Source organism: Pseudomonas mendocina (assembly GCF_900636545.1).
GTDB lineage: Bacteria > Pseudomonadota > Gammaproteobacteria > Pseudomonadales > Pseudomonadaceae > Aquipseudomonas > Aquipseudomonas mendocina.
Map to the genome: position 1 here is coordinate 4448128 of NZ_LR134290.1, position 23344 is coordinate 4471471.

The window sequence follows — 23344 nt, forward strand, 5'->3', positions numbered from 1 at the left end:
TTTGCTCAGCGTAAGGCAGACCCTGCGTCGATCATCATCTGCAGGGTTGCCTCCTGACGGTTTTGGTTATATTTTATACAGTTAGTGCATATTCATCATGCTCTTCTTTTAATCTTCATCTTTTCACTTCCAAAAGCAGCCCTATGACCTCTACATCTAAAGCGCCGCCACTCTATCCAAAAACCCATATTCTCGCGGCGAGCGGCGTGGCCGCACTGCTTAGCCTTGCCCTTCTGGTATTTCCTTCGCGTGAAGTGGAAGCACAGAAAACCTTCCTTGACCTGGATCTGGGCAACGACGCCGAGATGGTGCTGCAGGAAAAGGATGACCTCCGAGCGGGATTGCCAGTGCCAGGTGCCGCCTCGCCATTCGCCGAGATCGAGCAAAGCACCGAAACCGCCGAGAACAGCGCAGAAGACGCTGATGAAAATATCCTAGAAGCAGCCGACAACACTCCTCCTTCCGACCCCAACCATCACAACGTCACTGTCAGCAATGGCGATACGCTTTCTACCGTGTTCGCCAAGGTCGGCCTCAATGCCAACGATCTGCACGAAGCCCTCAATAGCAGTAAGGACGCCAAGCAGTTCAGCCGCCTCAAAGTAGGCCAGGTGCTGGAATTCGAACTCAACGAAGAAGGCAAGCTGAAGCACCTGCAGAGCAAGCTAAGCGACCTGGAAACCATTCGCCTCAGCCGTACCGACAAGGGGTTCGACTTCCAGAGCGAACAGATCAAGCCGGAAGTGGTGACCGCCTACAGTCGGGGCGTGATCAACAGCTCGCTGTTCCTCTCTGCCAAACGTGCAGGCCTGTCGCATAGCCTGACCATGGATCTGGCCAACGTATTCGGCTATGACATCGACTTCGCCATGGATATTCGCGAGGGCGACGAATTTGAAGTGATTTACGAAGAGAAGGTGGTCAACGGCAAACGCGTCGGCACAGGCAACATTCTCTCGGCACGCTTCACCAACCGCGGCAAGACTTACACCGCCGTGCGTTACACCAGCAAGCAAGGCACCACCAGCTACTACAACGCCAACGGCGAAAGCATGCGCAAGGCCTTCATCCGTACGCCAGTGGACTTCGCTCGTATCAGCTCGCGCTTCTCCACTGGCCGCAAGCATCCGATCCTGAACAAGATTCGCGCGCACAAGGGCGTCGATTATGCGGCACCACGTGGCACGCCGATCAAGGCTGCAGGTGACGGTCGCGTCATGCTGGCAGGCCGCAACGGCGGTTATGGCAACACCGTGATCATTCAGCACGGCCAACGCTATCGCACCCTTTATGCGCACATGCAAGGTTTCGCCAAGGGCATTCGTAACGGTTCGAACGTCAAGCAAGGCCAGATCATCGGATATATCGGCACCACCGGTCTTTCCACCGGCCCTCACCTGCACTATGAGTTCCAGGTCAATGGCGTACACGTCGATCCGCTCAGCCAGAAGCTGCCAATGGCAGACCCCATTGCAGCCAGCGAGAAGCAACGCTTCATGCAGCTGAGCAAACCGCTGATGGCGCGCATGGACCAGGAAAAGGCCACCATGCTGGCCGCCAACCAGCAATAAGCCGTGCCCCTCTATATAGGCGTGATGTCCGGTACCAGCCTGGACGGACTGGACATTGCGCTGATCGACCAGGATCAGCGCCCGCATCTCCTCGCCACGCTCTACCGCCCCATGCCGGAAGGACTGCGCAGCGACCTCTTGGCGCTGTGCACTTCCGGCCATGATGAATTGGCACGCGCCGCTGTTGCCGAACAGCACTGGGTCGAGCTGGCTGCAGAAGCCGTCAACGAGCTTCTGCAGCAACAGGGCCTGACAGCAGGACAGATTCGCGCCATCGGCAGCCATGGCCAGACCGTACGCCATGAGCCCGCACGAGGCTTCACCATTCAGATCGGAAACCCCGCGCTACTGGCCGAACTCACCGGCATTTGCGTGGTGGGCGATTTTCGTCGCCGTGATGTGGCTGCTGGCGGCCAAGGAGCCCCCTTGGTACCGGCCTTCCATCATGACCTGTTCGGCCATGACCAGAGGCACGTTGCCGTGCTCAACGTCGGCGGCTTCAGCAACCTCAGCCTGCTCTCACCCGGCCAGGAAGTGCGAGGGTTCGACAGCGGCCCTGGCAACGTGTTGCTCGATGCCTGGATTCAGCATTGTCAGGGCCTTGCCTATGACCGTGGCGGCGCCTGGGCTGCCACTGGCAGTGTATACAGCGAGCTACTGGCACGCCTGCTGAGCGATCCCTTCTTCGCCACCCAAGGCCCGAAGAGCACGGGTCGAGAGCTGTTCAATCTCGACTGGCTACTCGGTCACCTGCAAGCCCTACCGCCATTGGCCAGTGAGGACGTTCAGGCGACTCTGGTGGAGCTCACCGCGTGCAGCATCGTCAGCGCCTTGCGCAACGCACAGGCTCACACCGACACGTTGCTGGTATGCGGAGGCGGTGCTCACAATGCTTGCCTGATGCAGCGCCTGAGCGAAATGTTGCCTGGAACCGCGGTAAGCAGCACCGCAATCGAAGGCGTAGACCCGGACTGGGTTGAAGCCATGGCGTTCGCCTGGCTGGCTCATTGCGCTTTGGAAGGCATTCCAGGCAATCGCCCGAGCGTGACCGGGGCGAAGGGCCTGCGCATACTTGGCGCCATCTATCCGGCCTGAAACGAAAACGCCGCGCATCGAGCGCGGCGTCCATCATCCAGCGAAGGCTTCAGATCGAGAAGGACGACCCGCAACCACAGGTGGTGGTGGCATTGGGGTTCTTGATCACGAAACGCGAACCTTCCAGCCCTTCCTGATAGTCGACCTCGGAACCCACCAGATACTGGAAGCTCATGGCATCGACCACCAGGCTCACGCCCTCACGCTCGACGATGGTGTCGTCTTCGGCCACATCCTCATCGAAGGTGAAGCCGTACTGAAAGCCCGAGCAACCACCGCCCGTGACGAACACGCGCAGCTTCAGACGCGGATTGCCTTCTTCATCGACCAGATTCTTCACCTTGCTGGCCGCACCCTGGGTGAAGTGCAAAGGGGCAGGGGTGAAGGTTTCGACGCTCATGCTATAACTCCCGGCGCCATGCGCCACACTGCGTTAGCAGGTTGTTGAGAACCACCTGCGCTGCCTGGCCATCATCAACGATAGCCTGCTGGGCACGCATTATCCGCTTGCCCTACAAAATTGGTCAACTATTGCTCGACTTCCAGCGAGGCCGGAAGCTCCAGCGGACGTTCGCCGTCCTTGAGATGACACAGGCGCCCCTCGATCTGCGCCCCCATGGCCATTTCCATCAGGCCATACTGCAGGTTGCCGCGCACTCGTGAACGAGCGCCCAGCTCCAGATGACCACTGGCGAAAACATCCCCGTTCACCTCTCCGTCGATAACGATATGGGGTGCACGTATCTCGCCTTCAACCACGCCACCAACACTGACGCGCACCAGCCCTTCGGTGGCCAGCAGATTACCGTTGACCCGACCATCCACCTGCACTGCGCCCTGAAAGCGCATATCGCCTACCAGTTCGGCACCAGCGGCAATCAGACTGGTCTTGCCACTGAAACGCTGCAGGTCCGGCTTGGTCTTGTCTTTACTCCACATGGGGGGTTGTCGCTCCTGATTTGATCCATTCGAATGTGCGGCTCAGCGGCTTGTCGCCATCGACCTCTGCCTGAACCTTGACCTGACGCGGCTCGAAACCGTCAGGCAGTTGTAGCTCGCCGAAGCGCCCGGCCTCCGGAAAAGACTGAAAGTGCTTGAAGGAGAACGGGATGCTGCTCTGACTCACTTCGTCGGACAGCGTCGCAAGCTCCAAGGAAGCCGCTTTTCCGTTCTGCTGCCCCTCGACCGTGATACGCAGACGCCCTTGCAATGCCTCATCACTGGCCCCGACTCGGCTCATCAGCAGCTTGTAGCGAAATCGCTGCGGTTGCTCCGTCGCCTGCAGCTCGAAGGCACGGATGCGCATGCCCTCGCGACGACTGGCCGGAGCCAGTACGCCCTTGTAGAAAGCCAGGTCCTGTTGCTGCTTGAAGATCTGCTCTTCGAGCAGCTTGATGGTCCGACGATTCTGCTCCATGGCCTGCTGCGTGACCTTGTCGCTACTGCCAACCACGGCAAGGCGCTGGCGCAACAGCTCCAGCTCCTGCTCCTGCTCGGCAACTCGGGTCAGCAATGCGTGCGTATCCTCGGGTACTTGCTGGGGCTGCGCCTGCGGCCAGTACCACCCCAGGGCGAAGGACGCCGGCATGGCAAGCGCCAGCAAGAGCAGCAACCAGAGGCGCCTGCGTTCCCGCCGTGGATCGCTGAGACGAACCTCCCAGCCCGGTGTCACGGCAACAGGGCCGCGTGCGACAGCCCCAGACGCTCGTCGAGACCAAAGAGGATATTCATGTTCTGCACCGCCTGACCGGAAGCACCCTTGACCAGGTTGTCGATAACCGACAGCACCACTACCAGATCACCACCCTGCGGGCGGTGCACGGCGATGCGGCAAACGTTGCCACCGCGCACACTGCGGGTTTCCGGGTGGCTACCGGCCGGCATCACATCGACGAATGGCTCGCCGGCGTAGCGCTTCTCGAACAGCGCCTGGAGATCGACCGAGGTGTCGGCCACACGTGCATACAGGGTCGCGTGGATGCCGCGAATCATCGGCGTCAGGTGCGGCACGAAGGTCAGACCGACGTCGCCGCCAGCAGCCTGGCGAAGGCCCTGGCGAATTTCCGGCAGGTGACGATGGCCCTTGACCGAGTAGGCCTTCATGCTCTCGCCTGCCTCGCAGAACAGCGAGCCAACGCTGGCACCACGGCCGGCGCCACTGACGCCACTCTTGCAGTCGGCGATCAGGCCACTTGCATCGGCCAGGCCGGCTTCCAGCAATGGGATCAGGCCGAGCTGGGTCGCGGTCGGGTAGCAGCCGGGTACGGCGATCAGGCGCGCAGCCTTGATGGCCTCGCGGTTGACCTCGGGCAGGCCGTACACCGCCTCGCTCAGCAGCTCGGGTGCGCCGTGCGGCTGGCCGTACCACTTGGCCCACTCCTCGGCATCCTGCAGACGGAAGTCGGCGGACAAATCGATCACGCGCGTGCCTGCGGCCAGCAGTTCGCCCGCCAGCGCATGAGCCACACCGTGCGGGGTGGCGAAGAACACCACGTCACAGGCGCCCAGCGTGGCAACGTCCGGCACGCTGAAGGCGAGATCCGGATAGTGGCCGCGCAGGTTAGGGTACATTTCGTCGACACGTAGGCTGGCCTCGGAACGGGAAGTGATCACGGTCACCTCTGCCTGCGGGTGTTGCGCCAGCAGACGCAGCAGTTCGACACCGGTGTAGCCCGTGCCGCCGACGATACCGACCTTGATCATCACATGCCCCTTTGCAAAAGCCATTGGAAAGCTGCCGATGATAAAGCCGCATCGGCCAAGCTCCAACCGCGGAGGTGACGCAGGCCGTCGCCTGCCTCTACTATCGAGGCCATTTTTCAGCGTGAGAGGCGAAAATGCTCTATCTCTGGCTCAAGGCTCTGCACATCATCGCCATGGTCTGCTGGTTCGCCGGCCTGTTCTATCTGCCGCGTCTGTTCGTCTATCACGCCATGAGCAGCGACGCTGCCAGTCACGAGCGATTCTGCATCATGGAGCGCAAGCTCTATCGAGGCATCATGATGCCGTCGATGATCGCCACCCTCGGTCTTGGCATCTGGCTGCTCAGCCTCAACTCGGCGTACTACTTCACTCAAGGCTGGATGCACGCCAAGCTCACGCTGGTGGTGGCCCTGGTGATCTATCACCACCTCTGCGGAGCACAGCTCAAACGCTTTGCCCGCGGCGAGAACAGCCGCAGCCATGTGTTCTATCGTTGGTTCAATGAAGCGCCGGTGCTGGCACTGCTGGGGATCGTCATCCTGGTTGTCGTCCGCCCCTTCTGAGGAGTTCGCCATGTCTCTGCCCGCCCTGCTCGAACAGCGCCTGCGCCTGCCACTGGTGGCTGCGCCGATGTTCCTGGTATCCAACCCGGCACTGGTCAGTGCCTGCTGCAACAGCGGCATCGTCGGCAGCTTTCCGGCACTGAACCAGCGTGAGAGCGCCGGTTTCGCTGCCTGGCTCGACGAAATCGAAGCCAGCCTCTCGGCTGACGCCGCGCCCTTCGCCGTCAACCTGATCGTGCATAACAGCAACCCACGGCTGCAGGCGGACCTGGCCATCTGCGTCGAACGCCGCGTGCCTATCGTCATCACCAGCCTGGGCGCAGTGAAGGAGGTGGTCGATGCCGTGCACAGCTACGGTGGCCTGGTATTCCATGACGTGACCACCCGGCGCCATGCGGAAAAAGCTGCCGAGGCGGGCGTGGACGGGCTGATCGCCGTAGCCGCCGGTGCTGGCGGCCACGCCGGCACCTGGAGCCCCTTCGCCCTGCTGGCCGAGATTCGCCAGTTCTTCGACAAGACCGTGCTGCTGTCGGGTTGCCTCAATCACGGCCACGAGATTCTCGCCGCCCAGTTGCTCGGCGCCGATCTGGCCTATATGGGCACCCGTTTTATCGCCACCACCGAGAACAATGCCTCGGCCGACTACAAGCGGATGATCCTCGACGCACGGGCCGCCGATATCATCCACACGCCCGCCGTGTCCGGCGTACCGGCCAGCTTCATGCGCCAGAGCCTGGAGCTGGCCGGCTACGACCTGAAACAGCTGCAGAACAAGGCCGATATCAACTACGGCGAGAAACTCAAGCCAATGGACGAAGAAGCCAAGGCCTGGAAAACCGTATGGTCGGCCGGCCAGGGCGTCGGCAGCATCGATGATCTGCCCTCGGTGCAGGAACTGGTCGCGCGGCTCGATAACGAATACCGCGCCGCGCTGACTCGCAGCCAGCAATTGGGGCAACGCTGGCCGCGATGAAGCGTCGCCACCTGCTGGGGCTGGGCGCGCTTGGACTACTCGGCGGCTGGGCGCTGCGCCCGGCTGATCAGGGGCGCGCGCATGACGCCTACTTCGCTGAGCTCAACCGGCAGTTGCAGCGCGATGGCGAAGGCGTGCCCACCCTGCTGCTCGATCTCGACCGGCTCGACGCCAACGCCGATCTGCTGGCGGCACGCCTGGCCGGCCGCCTCCAGCTGCGCCTGGTCGCCAAATCCCTGGCCAGCACCGGTCTGCTCGAGTATCTGGCCAAGCGCCTGCAAACCCAACGGTTCATGGTCTTCCATCAGCCGCAGCTCAATCGCCTGGCCAGGAGTTTCCCGCAGGCCGACCTTCTGCTCGGCAAACCCATGCCGGTCGCTGCCGCGCTGAATTTCTATCGGCAGCTACCGCACCACCTGAACTTCGATCCCGACCGCCAGTTGACCTGGTTGATCGACAGCCGGCAACGCCTGCAGCAATACGCTGAACTGGCCACGGCGCTAGGCCGGCCGCTACGCATCGCATTGGAAATAGATATCGGCCTCGAGCGCGGCGGCTTCGCTACGCCACAGGCGTTGGCTCAGGCAATGCAGCAGCTTGGGCAATTACCGGGCCTGCAATTGCAGGGGCTGATGGGTTATGACGCTCATGTCGCCCACAACCCGCTCTGGCAAGGCCAGATCAACGCGTTCAGCGAGGCCGATACACGCTATCGCCAGTTTATCGCCAGCGCCCTGGCGTTCAGCGAGCTGTGGCCGACCGAACCGCGGCTCAATGGCGGTGGCAGCCTGACCTACCTGCTGCACAGCCAGCAGCAGAGTTCGCTCAACGAGATCGCCGTTGGCTCTGCCCTGCTCAAGCCCGCAGAATTCGATACAGCGCTGCTGGAAGATCATCAGCCAGCGCTGTGGATCGCCAGCCCAGTGCTCAAGGCTCTCGACGGTACCCTGCCCTATGCGCAGTCGCTGCAAGCGCTGATCGAAGCCTGGAACCCCAACCGTCAGCACGCCTACTACCTGTACGGCGGTCGCTGGCCGGCCCAACCGGTTTCACCAGCAGGGCTCGACTACGACAAGCTGTATGGCCGCAGCGCCAATCAGGAGCGTCTGATCGGCAGCGCAGCCACGCAGCTGACGGACCAGGACTGGGTATTTCTGCGCCCGGCGATCAGCGAAGGCTTACAGGGTGATTTCAGCGAAATACGTCTACTACGCCGCGGCCAGCTGGTCGGCCGCTGGAGCACAATAGGCAACGCCTGAAATACTCCAATGCGACACTTCAGGCCGCTTGTATAGTGGCGTCACGGCACTCTAGGCTTACGCTTCACCCGATGCTGAACGGTCACTTCGCTCACCTCAACTTCCCGCCGACAAGGAAGCTCGCATGAACCAACCGCGCTACAAGATAGTGTTCGATGGCCAACTGATGCCCGAGGCCTCGTTGGAAACGGTCAAGACAAACCTGGCCCGCTTGTTCAAGAGCGACCTTGCACGCATCGACAGCCTGTTCAGCGGAGGGCCTGTAGCGCTCAAACGTGATCTGGGCGAGAGCGAGGCAGAGCAGTACCTGAGCGCCCTGCAGAAGGCCGGCGCCAATGTGCGCAAGGAGCTGGATCAGGCAGCCAGCCTCAGCCTGGTGCCGACCGAGGCCGAGACTGCGCAGGCCGCCACGCCGAACATGACCTGCCCAAAATGCGGCCACGAACAAACCAAGGCCGCCGAGTGCTCTGCCTGCGGAATCATCATCGAAAAGTACCTCGCCCGCCAGGCGCAATTGGCCGAGACCGCACCGGCGCCAGCAGCCGCGCCAGTCGCGCCAGTCGCGGCTGCCGCATCACCGTACGCCCCGCCGCAGGCAAATGTCGCCGAGCAGCTGCCGCAGTACTCGGAGCTCAAGGTATTCAGCGTCAGCGGTCGGATCGGGCGAGTGCGCTATCTCGGCTGGACCATGGCCATGCTGCTGTGCATGCTGCCGATGCTCTTGCTGTTCGCAGGTGCGTCAGCGATGTCCAGCGTCCTCGGCACCCTGATCATGGCCGTCGGTGTGATTGGCATGATCGTCATCGGTGTGTTCATCGGCGTCCAGCGCCTGCACGACATGGGCTGGTCCGGCTGGCTGTGGCTACTCAATTTCGTTCCCGTCATCGGTAGCGTGTTCGCACTGCTGATGCTGATCATTCCCGGCACTCAGGGCGTCAACCGCTACGGCCCGCCGCCACCGCCGAACAGTACCGGTGTCAAGGTCCTGGCCTGGCTGTTCCTGCTCGTACCCGTAACCGGCATCGTCGCCGCCATAGCCCTGCCCCAGTACCAGAGCTATGTCGAGCGTGCTGCCGAATATCAGGAGCAGTAAAGCCCGACCATGCGCAGCTATGCATTGATCACCGGCGCTTCCAGCGGCATCGGCCTGGCCCTGGCCGAAGCCCTGGCGCGCCGGGGGCGCAATCTGATTCTGGTGGCACGCCGGCGTGATGCACTGGAAAGCATCGCCTACGAGCTGGCTCAGCGCTTCGGCGTCGAGGTGCTGTTTCGCCTCTGTGACCTGAGTGAACCACTGCAACTGTCCGGCCTGCTGCTGGAGCTGGACGAAGGCCAGTGGCAAGTCGATCTGCTGGTGAACAATGCCGGCCTTGGCTGCGCAGGTCCATTCCTGGAACAGGACTGGAGTCGCGAGCAGGAGCAGCTGGAGGTCAATGTCCTGGCACTGACACGCCTGTGCCACGCACTCGGCCAGCGCATGGCCGAGCATGGCGGCGGGCAGATACTCAACGTCGCCTCGGTGGCCGCCTTTCAGCCAGGGCCCTGGATGAGCAGCTACTACGCCAGCAAGGCCTATGTACTGCACTTCTCCGAAGGCCTGCGCGAGGAACTGAAAGGCCGCGGCGTGCGCGTGTCAGTACTCTGCCCCGGCCCTACGCACAGCGCCTTCTTCCGCGCGGCGCAGATGGACGTTACGCCCCTGGCTGGCAGCAAGCTGATGATGAGCGCCGAGGAAGTGGCGCTGCTCACGGTACGTGCGCTGGAAAAGAACCGCGCCATCATCATTCCCGGCTGGCGCAACCGCTTGCTGGCGCTGAGCCCACGCCTGGGGCCGCGCTGGCTGGTACGCAAGCTCAGTGGTCGCCTGACACGCCCGTTCACTGGCCTCAGCCCGCGTTGACCGTCCGCCCATCGGCCCAGGCACGCAACGCAGCCAGACGCTCGGCCATCACCACCGATAACGGCGCGGTACTCTGTAGCGCACGCAGCAGTAGCTCCTGATCGACCGCCCGTTGCTGCGCCTGCCCGGCGTACAACGCGCTGACCACGGCCTGCTCGATCTCGGCGCCGGAATAGCCCTCGCTGGCTGCAGCCAGTTGCGCCAGATCGAAAGTGGCGGGCTCCAATTCGCGACGCTGCAGGTGGATACGGAAAATATCTGCACGCACTTCGGCACTGGGCAGGTCGACGAAGAACAGCTCGTCGAAACGCCCCTTGCGCACCAACTCGGGCGGCAGTCGGTCGATGGCATTGGCCGTGGCGACGACGAACACCGGCGCCTTGCGCTCGGCCATCCAGGTCAGCAGGGTACCGAGTACCCGCTGGCTCACGCCGCCGTCATGCTCGCCACTGGCCAGGCCCTTTTCCACCTCGTCCATCCACAGCACGCAGGGCGCCATCTGTTCAGCCAGGCGCAGCGCCTCGCGCAGATTGCGCTCGGTTTCACCGAAGAACTTGTTGTACAGGCAGGCAAAATCCAGACGCAGCAGCGGCAGGCCCCAGAGTCCGGCAACGGCCTTGGCGGCCAGGCTCTTGCCGCCGCCCTGCACACCGACCAGCATCACGCCCTTGGGCGCATCGATCTGCTTGCCCTCGAGGAAGCCGGCCTGGCGTTCAGCCAGCCAGCGCTTGAGATTGACCAACCCGCCGACTTCGGCGAAGCGTGCAGTGTCGTATTCGAAGCTGAGCACACCCTCCAGATCCAGCAACTGGAACTTGGTCTTGTTCAACTCGGGGATGTCTTCCTGAGTGATCGCGCCGTCGTCGCAGATCACATTGCGCGCCAGCGCCCGCGCTTCGGCATGGCTGAGGCCGCGCAGGTTCTTCACCACCTGCTGCAGGGTCCGGTTGTCGGTGCGCACGCGTGCACCGCGATTGCCTTCGCTCCAGCGCGTCGCCTCGTCGCGCACGATGCTCAGCAACTCGTCCTCCGACGGCAGCGCGAGGCTGAAGCGTGCCGCGAGACGCTGCACTTCGGCCGGCAGCTTGATCGCATGCGACACCAGCACCAGCGTCGGCTTGTGCGCGGCCTCGCTCATGGCGATTTCCTTGAGCAGGCGCACCAACCGAGGGTTGTCATCGAGAAAGGGATGCAGGTCGCACATCACGTAGAGGTTCGGCTGCAGGTCTGCCTTGATCATGCGCAGCGCGGCTTCCGGCTCCAGAGTCGGCGACTCGTCGACCGACGCGCCGCCAAAGCCGAGGCGCTGCAGCCCCTCGGTCACCGACCAGGTGTGCAGACCCAGGCCACGCTTGACCGCCAGACCGGTCAGGGTCTCCAGTACGCGCAGTTCGTCCCAGGACTCGATCACCACCAGCTTGACCTTGGAATCCAGCACCAGCCCAAGATCATGAATATCGTTCTTCAACACCCGCTCCTTGTGAAGTTTGGCCGGCCAGGCAAGCAGGGTTACCATCCGCGGTTTCGCAGAATCGGAGCTCGCAGCATGGACCATCTGAACACGCAGATCGTCGCCGGAGGCCTCGCGCCGTGCAAGCACTGAACGCGCGTTGCGTCACAGTCGCCGCGTCCATTGCCATCGCAACCTGTGCACTGCTGGTGAACCAACCGGCCGTCGCCATCGAAACCATCATCAGCGACCCCTTACCTAACGGCGGCCAGGGCCCGGAAATGGTGGTGATTCCGGCCGGCACCTTGCGTATGGGTGATGCCAGCGGGCGAGGCAATGACAACGAGCGCCCGCAACGGACCATTGCCTTCGATCGCCCCTTCGCCATGGGCCGCTACGAAGTCACCTTCGCCGACTGGCAGAAATACGCCGACGCCAACGAGCTGCCCATGCCCGATAACGAAGGCTGGGGCCTTTCCGCGCAGCGCCCGGTGATCCATGTGTCATGGCGCGATGCCCATGCCTACGTCCAATGGTTGTCACGCGAGACAGGTTCGCGCTACCGCCTGCCGACCGAAGCCGAATGGGAGTATGCCGCACGCGGCGGCAGCCAGAGCTACTACTGGTGGGGTGACGAGCTCGACAGCGACGAACAGGCACCGCGCGCTCATTGCCGCGGTTGCGCCAGCTCGCGCCTGCTGCGCAACAAGACAGCCGCTGTTGGCCAGTTCCCGGCCAATGGCTTCGGTCTGCATGACACCGCAGGCAATGTCTGGGAATGGACAGCTTCAAACTACACGCAGCGCTTCGACGGTAGTGAAACGCAAAGCGCCGGGCTGCTCGACAACAGCCCGCGGGTGGTTCGCGGTGGCGCCTGGAACAGCGGCCCAACCTACCTGCGCAGCAGCCTGCGCGACCTCAAGCAGCCGCATCATCGCGACTATGCGCTGGGGTTTCGCGTGCTGCGCGAGCTACCCTGAGCGCGGACGATCTGGCGACTTTGCAGTAGACTAGCCGGGTTGTTTCCCCTGGAGGTGCCTCATGGCCAGCGAACGCCAGTATTCCCCCGTCGACCGCCTGCTGCTGCAAGCCGATGCCGCGCTGCGGACGCTGCTGCCATTTAGCGGCGCCTCGGGCCGCCCCTCGCCCGCCATCGTGCAGAGCGACAGCGAGCTGAGCAGCGAGGAGTCGCGCCACGTCGCCGGTCTGATGCGCATCAACCACACCGGTGAGGTCTGCGCCCAGGCGCTCTATCAGGGTCAGGCGCTGACCGCCAAACTGCCGGAAGTACGCAGTGCCATGGAGCATGCAGCCGACGAGGAAATCGACCACCTGGCCTGGTGCGAGCAGCGCATCCGCGAACTGGGTAGCCACCCGAGCGTGCTCAACCCGCTGTTCTATGGCCTGTCCTTCGGCGTGGGCGCGGTAGCGGGACTGGTCAGTGATCGCGTCAGTCTGGGATTCGTCGCTGCCACCGAAGATCAGGTATGCAAGCACCTGGATGAACACCTGGAGCAACTGCCCGAGCATGACGCCAAATCACGCGCCATTCTCGAGCAGATGCGCGTCGACGAGCAGCAACATGCCAACAGCGCCCTGGCAGCTGGCGGCGTACGCTTCCCGGCACCGGTGAAGTTCGGCATGACCTTGCTGTCGAAGGTCATGACCAAGAGCACCTACCGCATCTGAAACGAACGAGGGCGCCAATCGGCGCCCTTGTCATTTCCAGCGGGATTCAGCCCAGTTCGACGATTTCGTAGTCGTGGCTGATGTCCACACCGGCACGGCCCAGCATGATCGAGGCCGAACAGTACTTCTCCGCCGACAGCTCCACCGCCCGCTTCACCTGAGCCTCTTTCAGCCCTCGGCCCTTGACCACGAAGTGCAGGTGGATCTTGGTAAACACCTTGGGCTCCTCGTCTGCACGCTCGGCATCAAGGAACACTTCGCAGCTTTCTACCGGCTGGCGGCCCTTGCGCAGAATGCTGACCACATCGAAGTTGCTGCAGCCACCGAGGCCGATCAGCAACATCTCCATCGGCCGAATACCGAGGTTACGACCACCGGCATCGGGCGGACCGTCCATCACCACGGCATGGCCACTACCGGACTCGCCGAGGAACAGAGCTTCACCGGCCCATTGCACACGCGCTTTCATCGATATTGGCTCCCAAAGTGGAAAAGGCCGGCAGATTAGCACAGCCGGGTGGCAGTCCGATGCGCGTCAGTTACGCTAAAGTTCCGCCGGGTTATGTTACCCAGGTCGCAAAAAAGACCCCACTCATAGCATGTCTGTTAAGCTGACGTCGGATTGCTGGCACACTTGGCCGGATAACTAATAAGAAATTGCCGTTGGACAAAGGCCTTCATCTTTTCATATTCGGGACTCGGGCATGGTTGCTATTACCCTTACACCTAAAATCAAGAATCTCGACAAGCTTCTCGCGCACTGTCACCGCCGTCGCTACACCGCCAAGAGCACGATCATCTACGCAGGTGATCGCTGCGAAACACTCTTCTTCATCGTCAAAGGCTCGGTCACCATCCTTATCGAGGATGACGACGGCCGTGAAATGATCATCGCCTACCTCAATGCCGGCGATTTCTTCGGCGAGATGGGCCTGTTCGAAAAGGAAGGCACGGAGAAGGAGCGCAGCGCCTGGGTTCGCGCCAAGACCGAGTGCGAGGTCGCGGAAATCAGCTACGCCAAATTCCGCGAGCTGACCCAGCAGGATCCGGACATCCTCTTCGCCCTGGGCAGCCAGATGGCCGAGCGCCTGCGCAATACCACGCGCAAGGTCGGCGACCTGGCCTTCCTCGACGTTACTGGCCGCGTCGCACGCACCCTGCTCGACCTGTGCAAGCAGCCGGATGCCATGACCCATCCGGATGGCATGCAGATCAAGATCACCCGCCAGGAAATCGGCCGCATCGTCGGCTGCTCGCGCGAGATGGTCGGCCGCGTGCTCAAGTCCCTGGAAGAACAGGGCCTGGTGCACGTCAAAGGCAAGACCATGGTGGTCTTCGGCACCCGCTGAAACCCGCCCAATAAAAAGCCGGCTTGATCGCCGGCTTTTTTATGCACGTTATTCGGGGTCGGTACCGATCACGGCAGGTCGACCACGCTCGGGAAAGAACAGACGCTGCAATTCGCTGCCGGGGCTTTCCGCACGCATGAAGGCTTCGCCGACTAGGAAGGCATAGACCTCGTTGATCTCCATCAGCTCGACATCGGCGCGATTGAGAATGCCGCTCTCGGTGACCACCAGGCGATCACGGGGAATACGCGGCAGCAGGTCGAGGGTGGTCTCCAGACTGACATCGAAGGTGTGCAGGTTGCGGTTGTTGATACCCACCAGCGGTGTATCGAGGGTCTTCAGCGCCCGCTCCAGCTCGGCGCCGTCATGTACCTCGACCAGCACGTCGAGGCCGACGTCCTTGGCCACCGAAGCCAATTCGGCCATGCGCACATCATCCAGGCAGGAGACGATCAGCAGCACGCAGTCGGCGCCCAGCGCGCGGGCCTCGACGATCTGGTACGGATCGACCATGAAGTCCTTGCGGATCACCGGCAGCGCGCAGGCCGCACGGGCTTGCTGCAGGTACTGGTCGGCGCCCTGGAAGAAGTCGATATCGGTCAGTACCGACAGGCAGGTGGCGCCACCGGCCTCGTAGCTGCGGGCAATATCGGCCGGGACGAAGTCGGCGCGCAGCACGCCCTTGCTCGGCGAGGCCTTCTTGATCTCGGCAATCACCGCCGGCTGCTTGCGTGCAGCCTGTTCCAGCAGCGCGCGGGCAAAGCCTCGCGGTGCGTCGGCACTGCGCGCAGCAGCCTCGACCTCGGCCAGACTGACCTGGGCGCGACGCGCCGCCACTTCCTCGAACTTACGGGCGACGATCTTCTCCAGTACGGTTGGTACGCTCACCCTTCGTTCTCCTGTTTGAATACCGCGGTAAAGGACACCAGCTCTTCCAGCTTCTCACGCGCCAGGCCGGTGTGCAGGGCGTCATGCGCCAGCTGGATACCTTCGCGCAGGCTGCTGGCATGGTCGGCAGCATAGAGTGCGGCGCCAGCATTGAGCACGATCATGTCGGCAGCCTTCTGGCCGTTGTCGGTCTTGCGTCGGCCCAGGGCATCGCGGATCAGCTCCAGCGACTGCTCGGCGTTGTCGACGGTCAGACCGATCAGGCTCTGGCTCTTGATACCGAAATCCTCGGGCTGGATACGGTACTCGCTGACCTTGCCGTCCTTGAGCTCGGCGACGAAGGTCGGCGCGGCCAGACTGATCTCGTCCAGACCATCCTGCGCATGCACCACCAGCACGTGCTCGCTGCCCAGGCGCTGCAGCACTTCGGCCATCGGCCGGCACAGTGCCTGGCTGAATACGCCGATGACCTGATGCTTGGCGCCAGCCGGATTGGTCATCGGGCCGAGCATGTTGAAGATGGTGCGCAGACCCAGCTCGCGGCGCGGGCCGATGGCATGCTTCATCGCACCGTGATGAGACGGAGCGAACATGAAGCCAACCCCGACGCTTTCGACGCAGCGCGCCACCTGCTCGGGCTTGAGCCCCAGGTAGACGCCTGCAGCTTCCAGAAGATCGGCGCTGCCGCTCTTACCGGAGACCGCGCGGTTGCCGTGCTTGGCCACCTTGCCGCCAGCCGCCGCGACGACGAAGGCCGCCGCGGTGGAGACGTTGAAGATGTTCATGCCATCGCCGCCGGTGCCGCAGGTGTCGACCAGGCGCTCGGCGTCGATCACCACCGGTGCAGCCAGCTCACGCATGACGCTGGCGGCGCCGACAATCTCGTCGATGGTCTCGCTCTTCATGCGCATGCCCATGAGGAAGGCACCGATCTGCGCGTCGGTGCATTGGCCGGTCATGATCTCGCGCATGACCGCCTGCATTTCCTCGGTGGTCAGATCGAGCTGAGCGACGATGCGGTTGAGGGCTTCCTTGATATTCATGCGCGCACGCCTCCGGTCTGCTTGAGGAAGTTGGCGAACAGTTCGTGGCCCTGCTCGGTGAGGATGGACTCGGGGTGGAACTGCACGCCCTCGACGTTCAGGGTCTTGTGGCGCAGGCCCATGATCTCGTCGACCGAGCCGTCTTCATGCTGCGTCCAGGCCGTTATCTCCAGGCAATCCGGCAGGGTTTCGCGCTTGACCACGAGGGAATGATAGCGGGTCACGGTGAGCGGGTTGTTCAGACCCGCGAACACGCCCTTGTCCTCATGGAACACCGGGCTGGTCTTGCCGTGCATCACCTGGCGCGCACGCACCACATCGCCACCGTACGCCTGGCCGATGCTCTGGTGGCCGAGGCAGACGCCGAGGATCGGCAGCTTGCCGGCGAAATGCAGGATGGCCTCGATGGACACGCCCGCTTCGGTTGGCGTGCACGGGCCGGGCGAGACGACGATGCGCTCGGGCTTGAGCGCTTCGATCTCAGCGATGCTCAGCTCGTCGTTGCGAATCACGTGCACGTCGGCGCCCAGTTCACCCAGGTACTGCACGACGTTGTAGGTGAAGGAGTCGTAGTTATCGATCATCAAAAGCATGGTACGGCTCCTGTTATTCCTGGGCCTGTGCGGCAGTCTGTTCGGCGAGCGCAACGGCGCGGAACATGGCGCGGCGCTTGTTCAGAGTCTCTTCCCACTCCAGCGCGGGCACCGAGTCGGCGACGATGCCGGCACCGGCCTGCACGTGCAGCTCGCCGTCCTTGATCACCGCTGTACGAATCGCGATGGCGGTGTCCATGTTGCCGTTCCAGGCGTAGTAACCGACCGCACCGCCGTAGACGCCACGCTTGACCGGCTCCAGCTCGTCGATGATTTCCATGGCGCGAATCTTCGGCGCGCCGGACAGAGTGCCGGCCGGCAGGATGGCGCGCAGTGCGTCCATCGCCGACAGCTCGGGTTTGAGCTGACCGGTGACGTTGGAGACGATGTGCATGACGTTGGAATAACGCTCGATGACCATCTTCTCGGTGAGCTTGACCGAGCCGATCTGCGACACGCGGCCGGTGTCGTTGCGGCCCAGATCGATCAGCATCAGGTGCTCGGCGATTTCCTTGGCGTCGGACAGCAGGTCCTCTTCCAGCGCCTTGTCCGCCTCCTCGCTGGCGCCACGCGGGCGCGTACCGGCGATGGGGCGCACGGTGACCAGGCCGTCCTCGACGCGTACCAGCACCTCGGGCGAGGAGCCGACCACATGGAAGTCGCCGAAGTTGAAGAAGTACATGTACGGCGTCGGGTTGATGCAGCGCAGCGCACGGTACAGATCGATGGGCGCGGCCTTGAACGGAATCGACATGCGCTGGGAAATCACCACCTGCATGCAGTCACCGGCCAGGATGTACTCCTTGATCGAACTGACCGCCGCCTCGTAATCGCCCTGGCTGTAGCTGGAGCGGAACGCCGGCTCTTCGCCCAGCGGCGCGGACAGATCCACCCCCAGGCGCGGGGTGATCGGCTGGCGCAGCTTGCGCAGGATTTCGCGCAGGCGTGCCTGGCCTTGCTCGAAGGCGTCCGGCTGAGCCGGATCGGCGAGGACGATGCCGTGCATCTTGCCGGCCAGGTTGTCGAACACCACCACGGCGTCGGAAACCATCAGCAGGATGTCCGGCGTACCCAGCGCATCAGGGTTCACCCCAGCAGCCAGCTTGGGCTCGACGTAACGCACGCTGTCGTAGCCGAAGTAGCCCACCAGGCCGCCGTTGAAGCGCGGCAGACCGGCGATGGTCGGCACTTTGTAGCGCGCCTTGAACTGCTCGACGAACTCCAGCGGGTCGGCGCATTGGTGGCGCTCGACCTCGACGCCGTCGGTGCTGACCAGCACATCATGGCCATGCACGCGCAGTACGGTGCGCGCCGGCAAGCCGATGATCGAATAGCGGCCCCACTTTTCGCCGCCCTGCACGGATTCAAGCAGGTAGGAGTTGGGCACGTCGGCCAGTTTCAGGTAGATGGACAGCGGCGTGTCGAAATCCACCAGGGTTTCGCAGGCCAGGGGAATGCGATTGTAGCCTTCAGCGGCTAAACGCAGAAATTCTTCATGGGTCATGATCAGCCTCATGGCTCGGGGAAAACGGTCGGGTGCAAACGGGCCGCGCGCAGCGGCAGGACGAAATCAGGCGCGCCAGCGCCAACGGGCCAGAGCCTTGATCACTTTCATCCAGAGTTTGCAGCTAACCACCACGGTGCGATCTCGACAGGCGGGGGATAAGGAGAGCGGCCAAGGTAGCAGCTACACGCCAAGCGCTGCAAGCGGGGCAAAGCGATAGCTTGGTAGGAGCGGATTTATCCGCGATCTCAATCGCCAGTTGCGCGGATAAATCCGCTCCTACAAAACAGCTGAAGACTCGTCAGAGCAACTCGGCGAGGCTATCGACCACCAGGTTCGGTTTTTCTTCGGCAATGGGGCGGCCATGGTTATAGCCGTAGCTCACCGCGACGCAAGGTACGCCAGCTGCGTGAGCGGCCAGCACATCGTTGCGCGAGTCGCCGATGAACAGCGATTGCGCCGCTGTGACATCAGCCAAGCGCATCACCTGCAACAACGCCGCCGGGTCCGGCTTCTGTTGCGGCAGGGTATCGCCGCCGATGATCCAGCGGAAATAGCCGCCCAGGCCAACCTGCTCCAGCAGCGGCGCGACGAAGCGCTCCGGCTTGTTGGTCACCACTGCCAGCTCCACGGCTGCGGTGCTGAGCGCTTCGAGCAGCTCATGTACGCCTGGGTAGAGCGCGGTCAGCTCATGGCAGTCGGCGTAGATATCGAGAAAGCGCGCCAGCGCCTGCTCCGTCTCACCATCACCCACTGCCGTGTGATCCAGACCACCGGCCAGGGCACGGCGCACCAGCACGCGGGCGCCATTGCCGACCCATTCGCGAACCTGATCTACGCCCGCCGGCGCACGACCCAGTTCGACCAGCATGCGGTCGACCGCTGCGGCCAGGTCAGGCACCGAGTCGATCAGCGTGCCGTCCAGGTCGAACATCACCAGGCGCGGCAGCTCACCGCCGCACAGCTCGCGCAGCGGTTTCATCCACGCACCTGGGCCAGTTCGGCACGCATGGCGTCGATCACCGCCTTGTAGTCCGGCTGGTTGAAGATCGCCGAGCCGGCGACGAAGGTGTCGGCGCCCGCCTCGGCGATCTCGCGGATGTTCTGCACGTTCACGCCGCCGTCGATTTCCAGGCGAATCTCGCGGCCGCTGGCGTCGATCAGTGCGCGGGCTTCACGCAGCTTGTCGAGGGTACCGGGGATGAACTTCTGCCCGCCGAAGCCGGGGTTGACGCTCATCAGCAGGATCATGTCGACCTTGTCCATCACGTACTTGAGCACGTCCAGCGGGGTCGCCGGGTTGAACACCAGGCCCGCCTTGGCGCCGCCGGCCTTGATCAGTTGCAGGGAACGGTCGATGTGCTCGGACGCTTCCGGGTGGAAGGTGATGTAGCTGGCGCCGGCTTCGATGAAGTCGCCGATGATGCGATCCACCGGCTTGACCATCAGGTGCGCGTCTATGGGCGCGGTGATACCGTACTTGCGCAGCGCCGAGCAGACCATCGGGCCGATGGTCAGGTTGGGCACGTAATGGTTGTCCATCACATCGAAGTGGACGATGTCTGCCCCGGCGGCGAGTACGTTGTCCACTTCCTCACCCAGGCGGGCGAAGTCGGCGGAAAGGATCGACGGGGCGATGGCGAAGGGTTGCATGGCGCACCTCTGAGTGCTGGATCACGGTGGCGCGCATTGTAGCGGCTGTGGCGCCCTTGATCGACAAGCGCAGGAGACAGTGGGAGGCGCTTTAGCGGCGAGCTTCTGGCTTTTGTGCCAAGCCGGTCGCGGCTAAAGCCCCTCCCACAATAGCGACCTGATTCAGATACCGCCGAGGCAGAGGTACTTGATCTCCAGATACTCGTCCAACCCGTACTTGGAGCCTTCGCGGCCCAGGCCGGAGGCCTTGATGCCGCCGAACGGCGCCACTTCGTTGGAGATCAGCCCGGTGTTGATGCCGACCATGCCATACTCCAGCGCCTCGCCGACGCGGAAGGCGCGGCCTAGGTCGCGGGTGTAGAAGTAACCGGCCAAACCGAACTCGGTGTCGTTGGCCTGGCGGATCACTTCGGTTTCGTCGCTGAAGCGGAACAGCGGCGCCAGCGGGCCGAAGGTCTCCTCACGGGCTACGCGCATGTCCGGCGTCACGTCGACCAGCACGGTGGGGGCGAAAAAGTTGCCGCCCAGCGCCTTGCCGCCCTGTAGCACCTTGGCACCTTTCTCCAGGGCATCGGCCAGATGGCTCTGCACCTTGGCCACGGCATTGGCGTCGATCAACGGGCCGGTGGTCACGCCGGCCTCGGTGCCCGCCCCGACCTTGAGCTTTGCCACCGCCGCCGCAAGCTTCTCGGCGAAGGCGTCGTAAACGCCGTCCTGTACATAGATACGGTTGGCGCATACGCAGGTCTGTCCGGCGTTGCGGTATTTGGCGACCATGGCGCCCTCGACCGCGGCATCCAGGTCGGCATCGTCGAAGACGATGAACGGCGCATTGCCGCCCAACTCCAGGGACAGTTTCTTGAGGGTCGAAGCGCATTGCTCCATCAGTTTGATGCCGACACCGGTGGAGCCTGTGAACGACAACTTGCGCACGATGGGGTTGGCACACAACTCACTGCCCACCTCGCGAGACCGCTCGGCGTCGGCCGGCAGCACGCTGAACAGTCCAGCCGGGATGCCGGCGCGTTCGGCCAGCACAGCCAGCGCCAGGGCACTGAAAGGCGTCTGTGGCGCAGGCTTGAGCACCATAGCGCAGCCGGCGGCCAGGGCAGGACCGGCCTTGCGGGTGATCATCGCCGCGGGGAAGTTCCACGGGGTGATCGCCGCCGTCACGCCAACGGGCTCCTTGGTCACGATCAGGCGCTTGTCGGCCTGATGGCCGGGAATGGTGTCGCCATAGACGCGCTTGGCTTCCTCGGCGAACCATTCGATGAAGGAGGCGGCGTACAGCACTTCGCCACGGGCTTCGGCCAGCGGCTTGCCCTGTTCGGCGGTCATGATCTGCGCCAGGTCTTCCTGGTTGGCGAGCATCAGCTCGTACCATTTGCGCAGGCGCGCGGCGCGCTCCTTGGCGGTCAGCGCACGCCAGGCTGGTTGCGCGGCCTGGGCGGCTTCGATGGCGCGGCGGGTTTCGGCTGCGCCCAGGTTCGGTACATGGCCGAGGGACTCACCGTTGGCCGGGTTGAAGATCTCCGTGACGGCGCCGTCGGGCGCGTCACACCACTGGCCGTCGATATAGGCCTGGTGGCGCAGCAGATCGGGGTCGTTGAGTTGCATGGATCGCTCCTCCCGCCAGGGCCTTGGCGCCCTGGCGGTACTGATGGATGGGACAGGATCACTCGCCCGGCGGCAGATCCTTGGTGAAGGTCTGGTCGTTCTCGCCTCGGAACATCTGCGCCCCGTAGATCAGCGCACACAGGCCGACGCCGATGGCGAAGGCCCAGCCGGCGCCCTTGATCGCCAGCACCGCGCCGATCACACCGGCGATACCCAGGTCGCGCTGGCTGCGCGCTTCCATGATGCCCAGGCGCACGCTGACGTAGCCCTGGATCAACAAGGTCAGCGCCAGCGCTACGCCGAGAATCGGCTGCAGAAGGGTGACCACTGGCAGCAGCAACAGACCGGTGTTGGTACCCCAGCGGAACGAACCGACACCGCCATAGATGGACTTCATCGCCTGGGCGCCGCCCTTGAAGCGCTCGGTAATGACCACCTGCATGGCCGACCACTGTGGGCCGCACATGGCCACGTCCGGACCAAAGATACTCATCAAGGCATTGCGCCCACCGAAGATCATGTGCGAACGGTTCGGGTTGAAGTCGACCTTCTCGTCACTGCGGATATGGTCGGCCTCGGAGAGGATCGCCCTGGCGCCCAGCACGTCGCCGAACACTACCAGGTAGGCGGCGAACACGGTGGGAATGGCGGTGACGAACATCATCAAAGGCGGCATGCCGAGGCCGAACACCGTGTACTCGTTCCACAAGGTGACGAAGTCCGGCTTGCTGATGCCCCACTCGATGTTCGGCCAGGGCGCCTCACCGAAGATCGGCGCGACGAACACCGCCAGCAGGATGATCGGGAAGATGCCCAGCTTGGCGAAGTTCCACCAGAAGCGGCTGCGCTTCTTCAGTTGTTGGAAGTGCAGGGAGAACACCAGGTAGAAGGCGATGCCGACGGCGATGGAGATGGTCCAGGGGAAGGCGTCGAAGCGCCCGCCTTCCTTGAACACGGTGACCACCGCACTGAGGCCGGCGCCCATGATGATGCCGGCCTTGAGCGCCGAGGGCACCAGTGACACCACCTTGCGCGCCATGCCCGTCATGCCCAGGCCGATGGAAAATATCCCCAGCATCAACTGGAAGGCGATCAGAGCATGCACACGCTCCGGGCCCTCCGGGAACTGGCTGCAATAGGCCATCAGCAGGGGGATCGCCGGGGTGATCCAGCCCGGCACCACCGGGTCGCCCAGCAGATGGTGAGTCAGGTACAGCAGGCCGTTGAGCATGACCACCGCCAGTGCTACCTCGAACGGCATGCCGAGGAACTCGGTCATCAGCGGAATCGCCGCCAGATCCACCGCACACATGAGCAGGCCCTGCATGTAGTCGGAGAGCTCGAAGCGGTAATGAATGAAAGGCAGACGTACCTTGAACGGCCCCACCGGCCAGTACGGGGCTTCGACGCCCAGGTCTTGTTGATGCAGTTCGGACATATGAATCACCCAGCTTTATTAGAGTTGTAAGCAGCAAGCCCCGGCGTGGCCGGGGC

Annotated in this window: 23 protein-coding genes and 1 pseudogene; 10 read left to right on the forward strand and 14 right to left on the reverse strand. The window is 63.2% G+C overall.

Going from position 1 to position 23344, the window contains the following annotated elements; genetic code table 11:
- The first annotated feature begins 143 nt into the window (after window positions 1–143).
- A complete protein-coding gene (locus tag EL191_RS20815; RefSeq protein WP_041980061.1) occupies window positions 144–1571 on the forward strand; it encodes a peptidoglycan DD-metalloendopeptidase family protein in 1428 nt (475 codons plus the stop codon).
- 3 nt (window positions 1572–1574) lie between these two features.
- Window positions 1575–2666 (forward strand): anhydro-N-acetylmuramic acid kinase, encoded by a 1092-nt coding sequence (locus EL191_RS20820; protein WP_041769580.1) that lies wholly within the window; start codon window positions 1575–1577, stop codon window positions 2664–2666.
- Between the two features lie 49 nt (window positions 2667–2715).
- Here the strand turns inward: EL191_RS20820 and erpA are convergent, their stop codons facing one another.
- The 4 genes from erpA to argC form a co-directional block, all read right to left on the reverse strand.
- Window positions 2716–3066 carry an iron-sulfur cluster insertion protein ErpA gene (gene erpA / locus EL191_RS20825; RefSeq protein ID WP_013717362.1) on the reverse strand — a complete coding sequence of 117 codons (351 nt, stop codon included), beginning with the start codon at window positions 3064–3066 and terminating at the stop codon, window positions 2716–2718.
- Between the two features lie 128 nt (window positions 3067–3194).
- Entirely contained in the window at window positions 3195–3605 is a 411-nt protein-coding gene (locus EL191_RS20830; RefSeq protein WP_013717363.1) for a bactofilin family protein, read from the reverse strand.
- Window positions 3595–4254, reverse strand: a complete 660-nt coding sequence (locus tag EL191_RS20835) for a DUF6776 family protein (protein WP_232005493.1) — start codon at window positions 4252–4254, stop codon at window positions 3595–3597. The genes EL191_RS20830 and EL191_RS20835 overlap by 11 nt, the downstream gene beginning before the upstream one ends.
- Before the next feature lie 80 nt (window positions 4255–4334).
- Entirely contained in the window at window positions 4335–5369 is a 1035-nt protein-coding gene (argC, locus tag EL191_RS20840; protein WP_041980064.1) for an N-acetyl-gamma-glutamyl-phosphate reductase, read from the reverse strand.
- 134 nt (window positions 5370–5503) lie between these two features.
- Between argC and hemJ the strand changes: the two genes are divergently transcribed.
- The 5 genes from hemJ (at window position 5504) to EL191_RS20865 (ending at window position 10064) form a co-directional block, all read left to right on the forward strand.
- Complete coding sequence (gene hemJ / locus EL191_RS20845) at window positions 5504–5932, forward strand: protoporphyrinogen oxidase HemJ (RefSeq protein WP_017362984.1); 429 nt, start codon at window positions 5504–5506, stop codon at window positions 5930–5932.
- A 10-nt stretch (window positions 5933–5942) separates the two neighbouring features.
- Window positions 5943–6905, forward strand: a complete 963-nt coding sequence (locus tag EL191_RS20850) for an NAD(P)H-dependent flavin oxidoreductase (protein ID WP_013717367.1) — start codon at window positions 5943–5945, stop codon at window positions 6903–6905.
- Window positions 6902–8164: an alanine racemase gene (locus EL191_RS20855; protein WP_041980066.1), complete on the forward strand. Its 1263-nt coding sequence runs from the start codon at window positions 6902–6904 to the stop codon at window positions 8162–8164. The genes EL191_RS20850 and EL191_RS20855 overlap by 4 nt, the downstream gene beginning before the upstream one ends.
- 124 nt (window positions 8165–8288) lie before the next feature.
- Complete coding sequence (locus EL191_RS20860) at window positions 8289–9257, forward strand: DUF805 domain-containing protein (protein WP_041980068.1); 969 nt, start codon at window positions 8289–8291, stop codon at window positions 9255–9257.
- A 9-nt stretch (window positions 9258–9266) separates the two neighbouring features.
- Window positions 9267–10064 (forward strand): SDR family NAD(P)-dependent oxidoreductase, encoded by a 798-nt coding sequence (locus EL191_RS20865; protein ID WP_041980069.1) that lies wholly within the window; start codon window positions 9267–9269, stop codon window positions 10062–10064.
- Here EL191_RS20865 and EL191_RS20870 read toward each other — a convergent pair.
- A complete protein-coding gene (locus EL191_RS20870; protein WP_126403549.1) occupies window positions 10051–11532 on the reverse strand; it encodes an AAA family ATPase in 1482 nt (493 codons plus the stop codon). The genes EL191_RS20865 and EL191_RS20870 overlap by 14 nt on opposite strands.
- Before the next feature lie 122 nt (window positions 11533–11654).
- Here EL191_RS20870 and EL191_RS20875 point away from each other — a divergent pair, with 122 nt between their 5' ends.
- Together EL191_RS20875 and coq7 are read left to right on the forward strand one after the other, a co-directional pair.
- Entirely contained in the window at window positions 11655–12494 is an 840-nt protein-coding gene (locus EL191_RS20875) for a formylglycine-generating enzyme family protein (protein ID WP_041980071.1), read from the forward strand.
- Between the two features lie 61 nt (window positions 12495–12555).
- Window positions 12556–13203 carry a 2-polyprenyl-3-methyl-6-methoxy-1,4-benzoquinone monooxygenase gene (coq7, locus tag EL191_RS20880; protein WP_013717373.1) on the forward strand — a complete coding sequence of 216 codons (648 nt, stop codon included), beginning with the start codon at window positions 12556–12558 and terminating at the stop codon, window positions 13201–13203.
- Between the two features lie 46 nt (window positions 13204–13249).
- Here coq7 and EL191_RS20885 read toward each other — a convergent pair whose 3' ends face one another.
- Window positions 13250–13672, reverse strand: coding sequence for an OsmC family protein (locus tag EL191_RS20885; protein WP_003463479.1), 423 nt, complete (start codon window positions 13670–13672; stop codon window positions 13250–13252).
- A gap of 235 nt (window positions 13673–13907) precedes the next feature.
- Here EL191_RS20885 and crp point away from each other — a divergent pair, with 235 nt between their 5' ends.
- Window positions 13908–14552: a cAMP-activated global transcriptional regulator CRP gene (crp, locus tag EL191_RS20890; protein WP_013717374.1), complete on the forward strand. Its 645-nt coding sequence runs from the start codon at window positions 13908–13910 to the stop codon at window positions 14550–14552.
- 48 nt (window positions 14553–14600) lie between these two features.
- Here crp and trpC read toward each other — a convergent pair whose 3' ends face one another.
- From trpC to EL191_RS20935, 8 genes and pseudogenes are all read right to left on the reverse strand, one after another.
- Window positions 14601–15440 carry an indole-3-glycerol phosphate synthase TrpC gene (trpC, locus tag EL191_RS20895; protein ID WP_041980072.1) on the reverse strand — a complete coding sequence of 280 codons (840 nt, stop codon included), beginning with the start codon at window positions 15438–15440 and terminating at the stop codon, window positions 14601–14603.
- Window positions 15437–16483 (reverse strand): anthranilate phosphoribosyltransferase, encoded by a 1047-nt coding sequence (trpD, locus tag EL191_RS20900; protein WP_013717376.1) that lies wholly within the window; start codon window positions 16481–16483, stop codon window positions 15437–15439. The genes trpC and trpD overlap by 4 nt, the downstream gene beginning before the upstream one ends.
- On the reverse strand, window positions 16480–17076 hold the full coding sequence (locus EL191_RS20905; protein ID WP_041980073.1) for an aminodeoxychorismate/anthranilate synthase component II: 597 nt from the start codon (window positions 17074–17076) through the stop codon (window positions 16480–16482). Before EL191_RS20905 ends, trpD begins: the two co-directional genes overlap by 4 nt.
- A gap of 13 nt (window positions 17077–17089) precedes the next feature.
- Window positions 17090–18580 carry an anthranilate synthase component I gene (trpE, locus tag EL191_RS20910; protein ID WP_041980074.1) on the reverse strand — a complete coding sequence of 497 codons (1491 nt, stop codon included), beginning with the start codon at window positions 18578–18580 and terminating at the stop codon, window positions 17090–17092.
- A 66-nt stretch (window positions 18581–18646) separates the two neighbouring features.
- Window positions 18647–19562: pseudogene (locus tag EL191_RS20920) on the reverse strand (phosphoglycolate phosphatase).
- Window positions 19559–20233: a ribulose-phosphate 3-epimerase gene (gene rpe / locus EL191_RS20925; RefSeq protein ID WP_013717380.1), complete on the reverse strand. Its 675-nt coding sequence runs from the start codon at window positions 20231–20233 to the stop codon at window positions 19559–19561. Before rpe ends, EL191_RS20920 begins: the two are co-directional and overlap by 4 nt.
- 162 nt (window positions 20234–20395) lie before the next feature.
- Complete coding sequence (gene gabD, locus EL191_RS20930) at window positions 20396–21850, reverse strand: NADP-dependent succinate-semialdehyde dehydrogenase (protein ID WP_013717381.1); 1455 nt, start codon at window positions 21848–21850, stop codon at window positions 20396–20398.
- A gap of 58 nt (window positions 21851–21908) precedes the next feature.
- Complete coding sequence (locus tag EL191_RS20935) at window positions 21909–23288, reverse strand: membrane protein (protein ID WP_013717382.1); 1380 nt, start codon at window positions 23286–23288, stop codon at window positions 21909–21911.
- Between the last annotated feature and the right edge of the window lie 56 nt (window positions 23289–23344).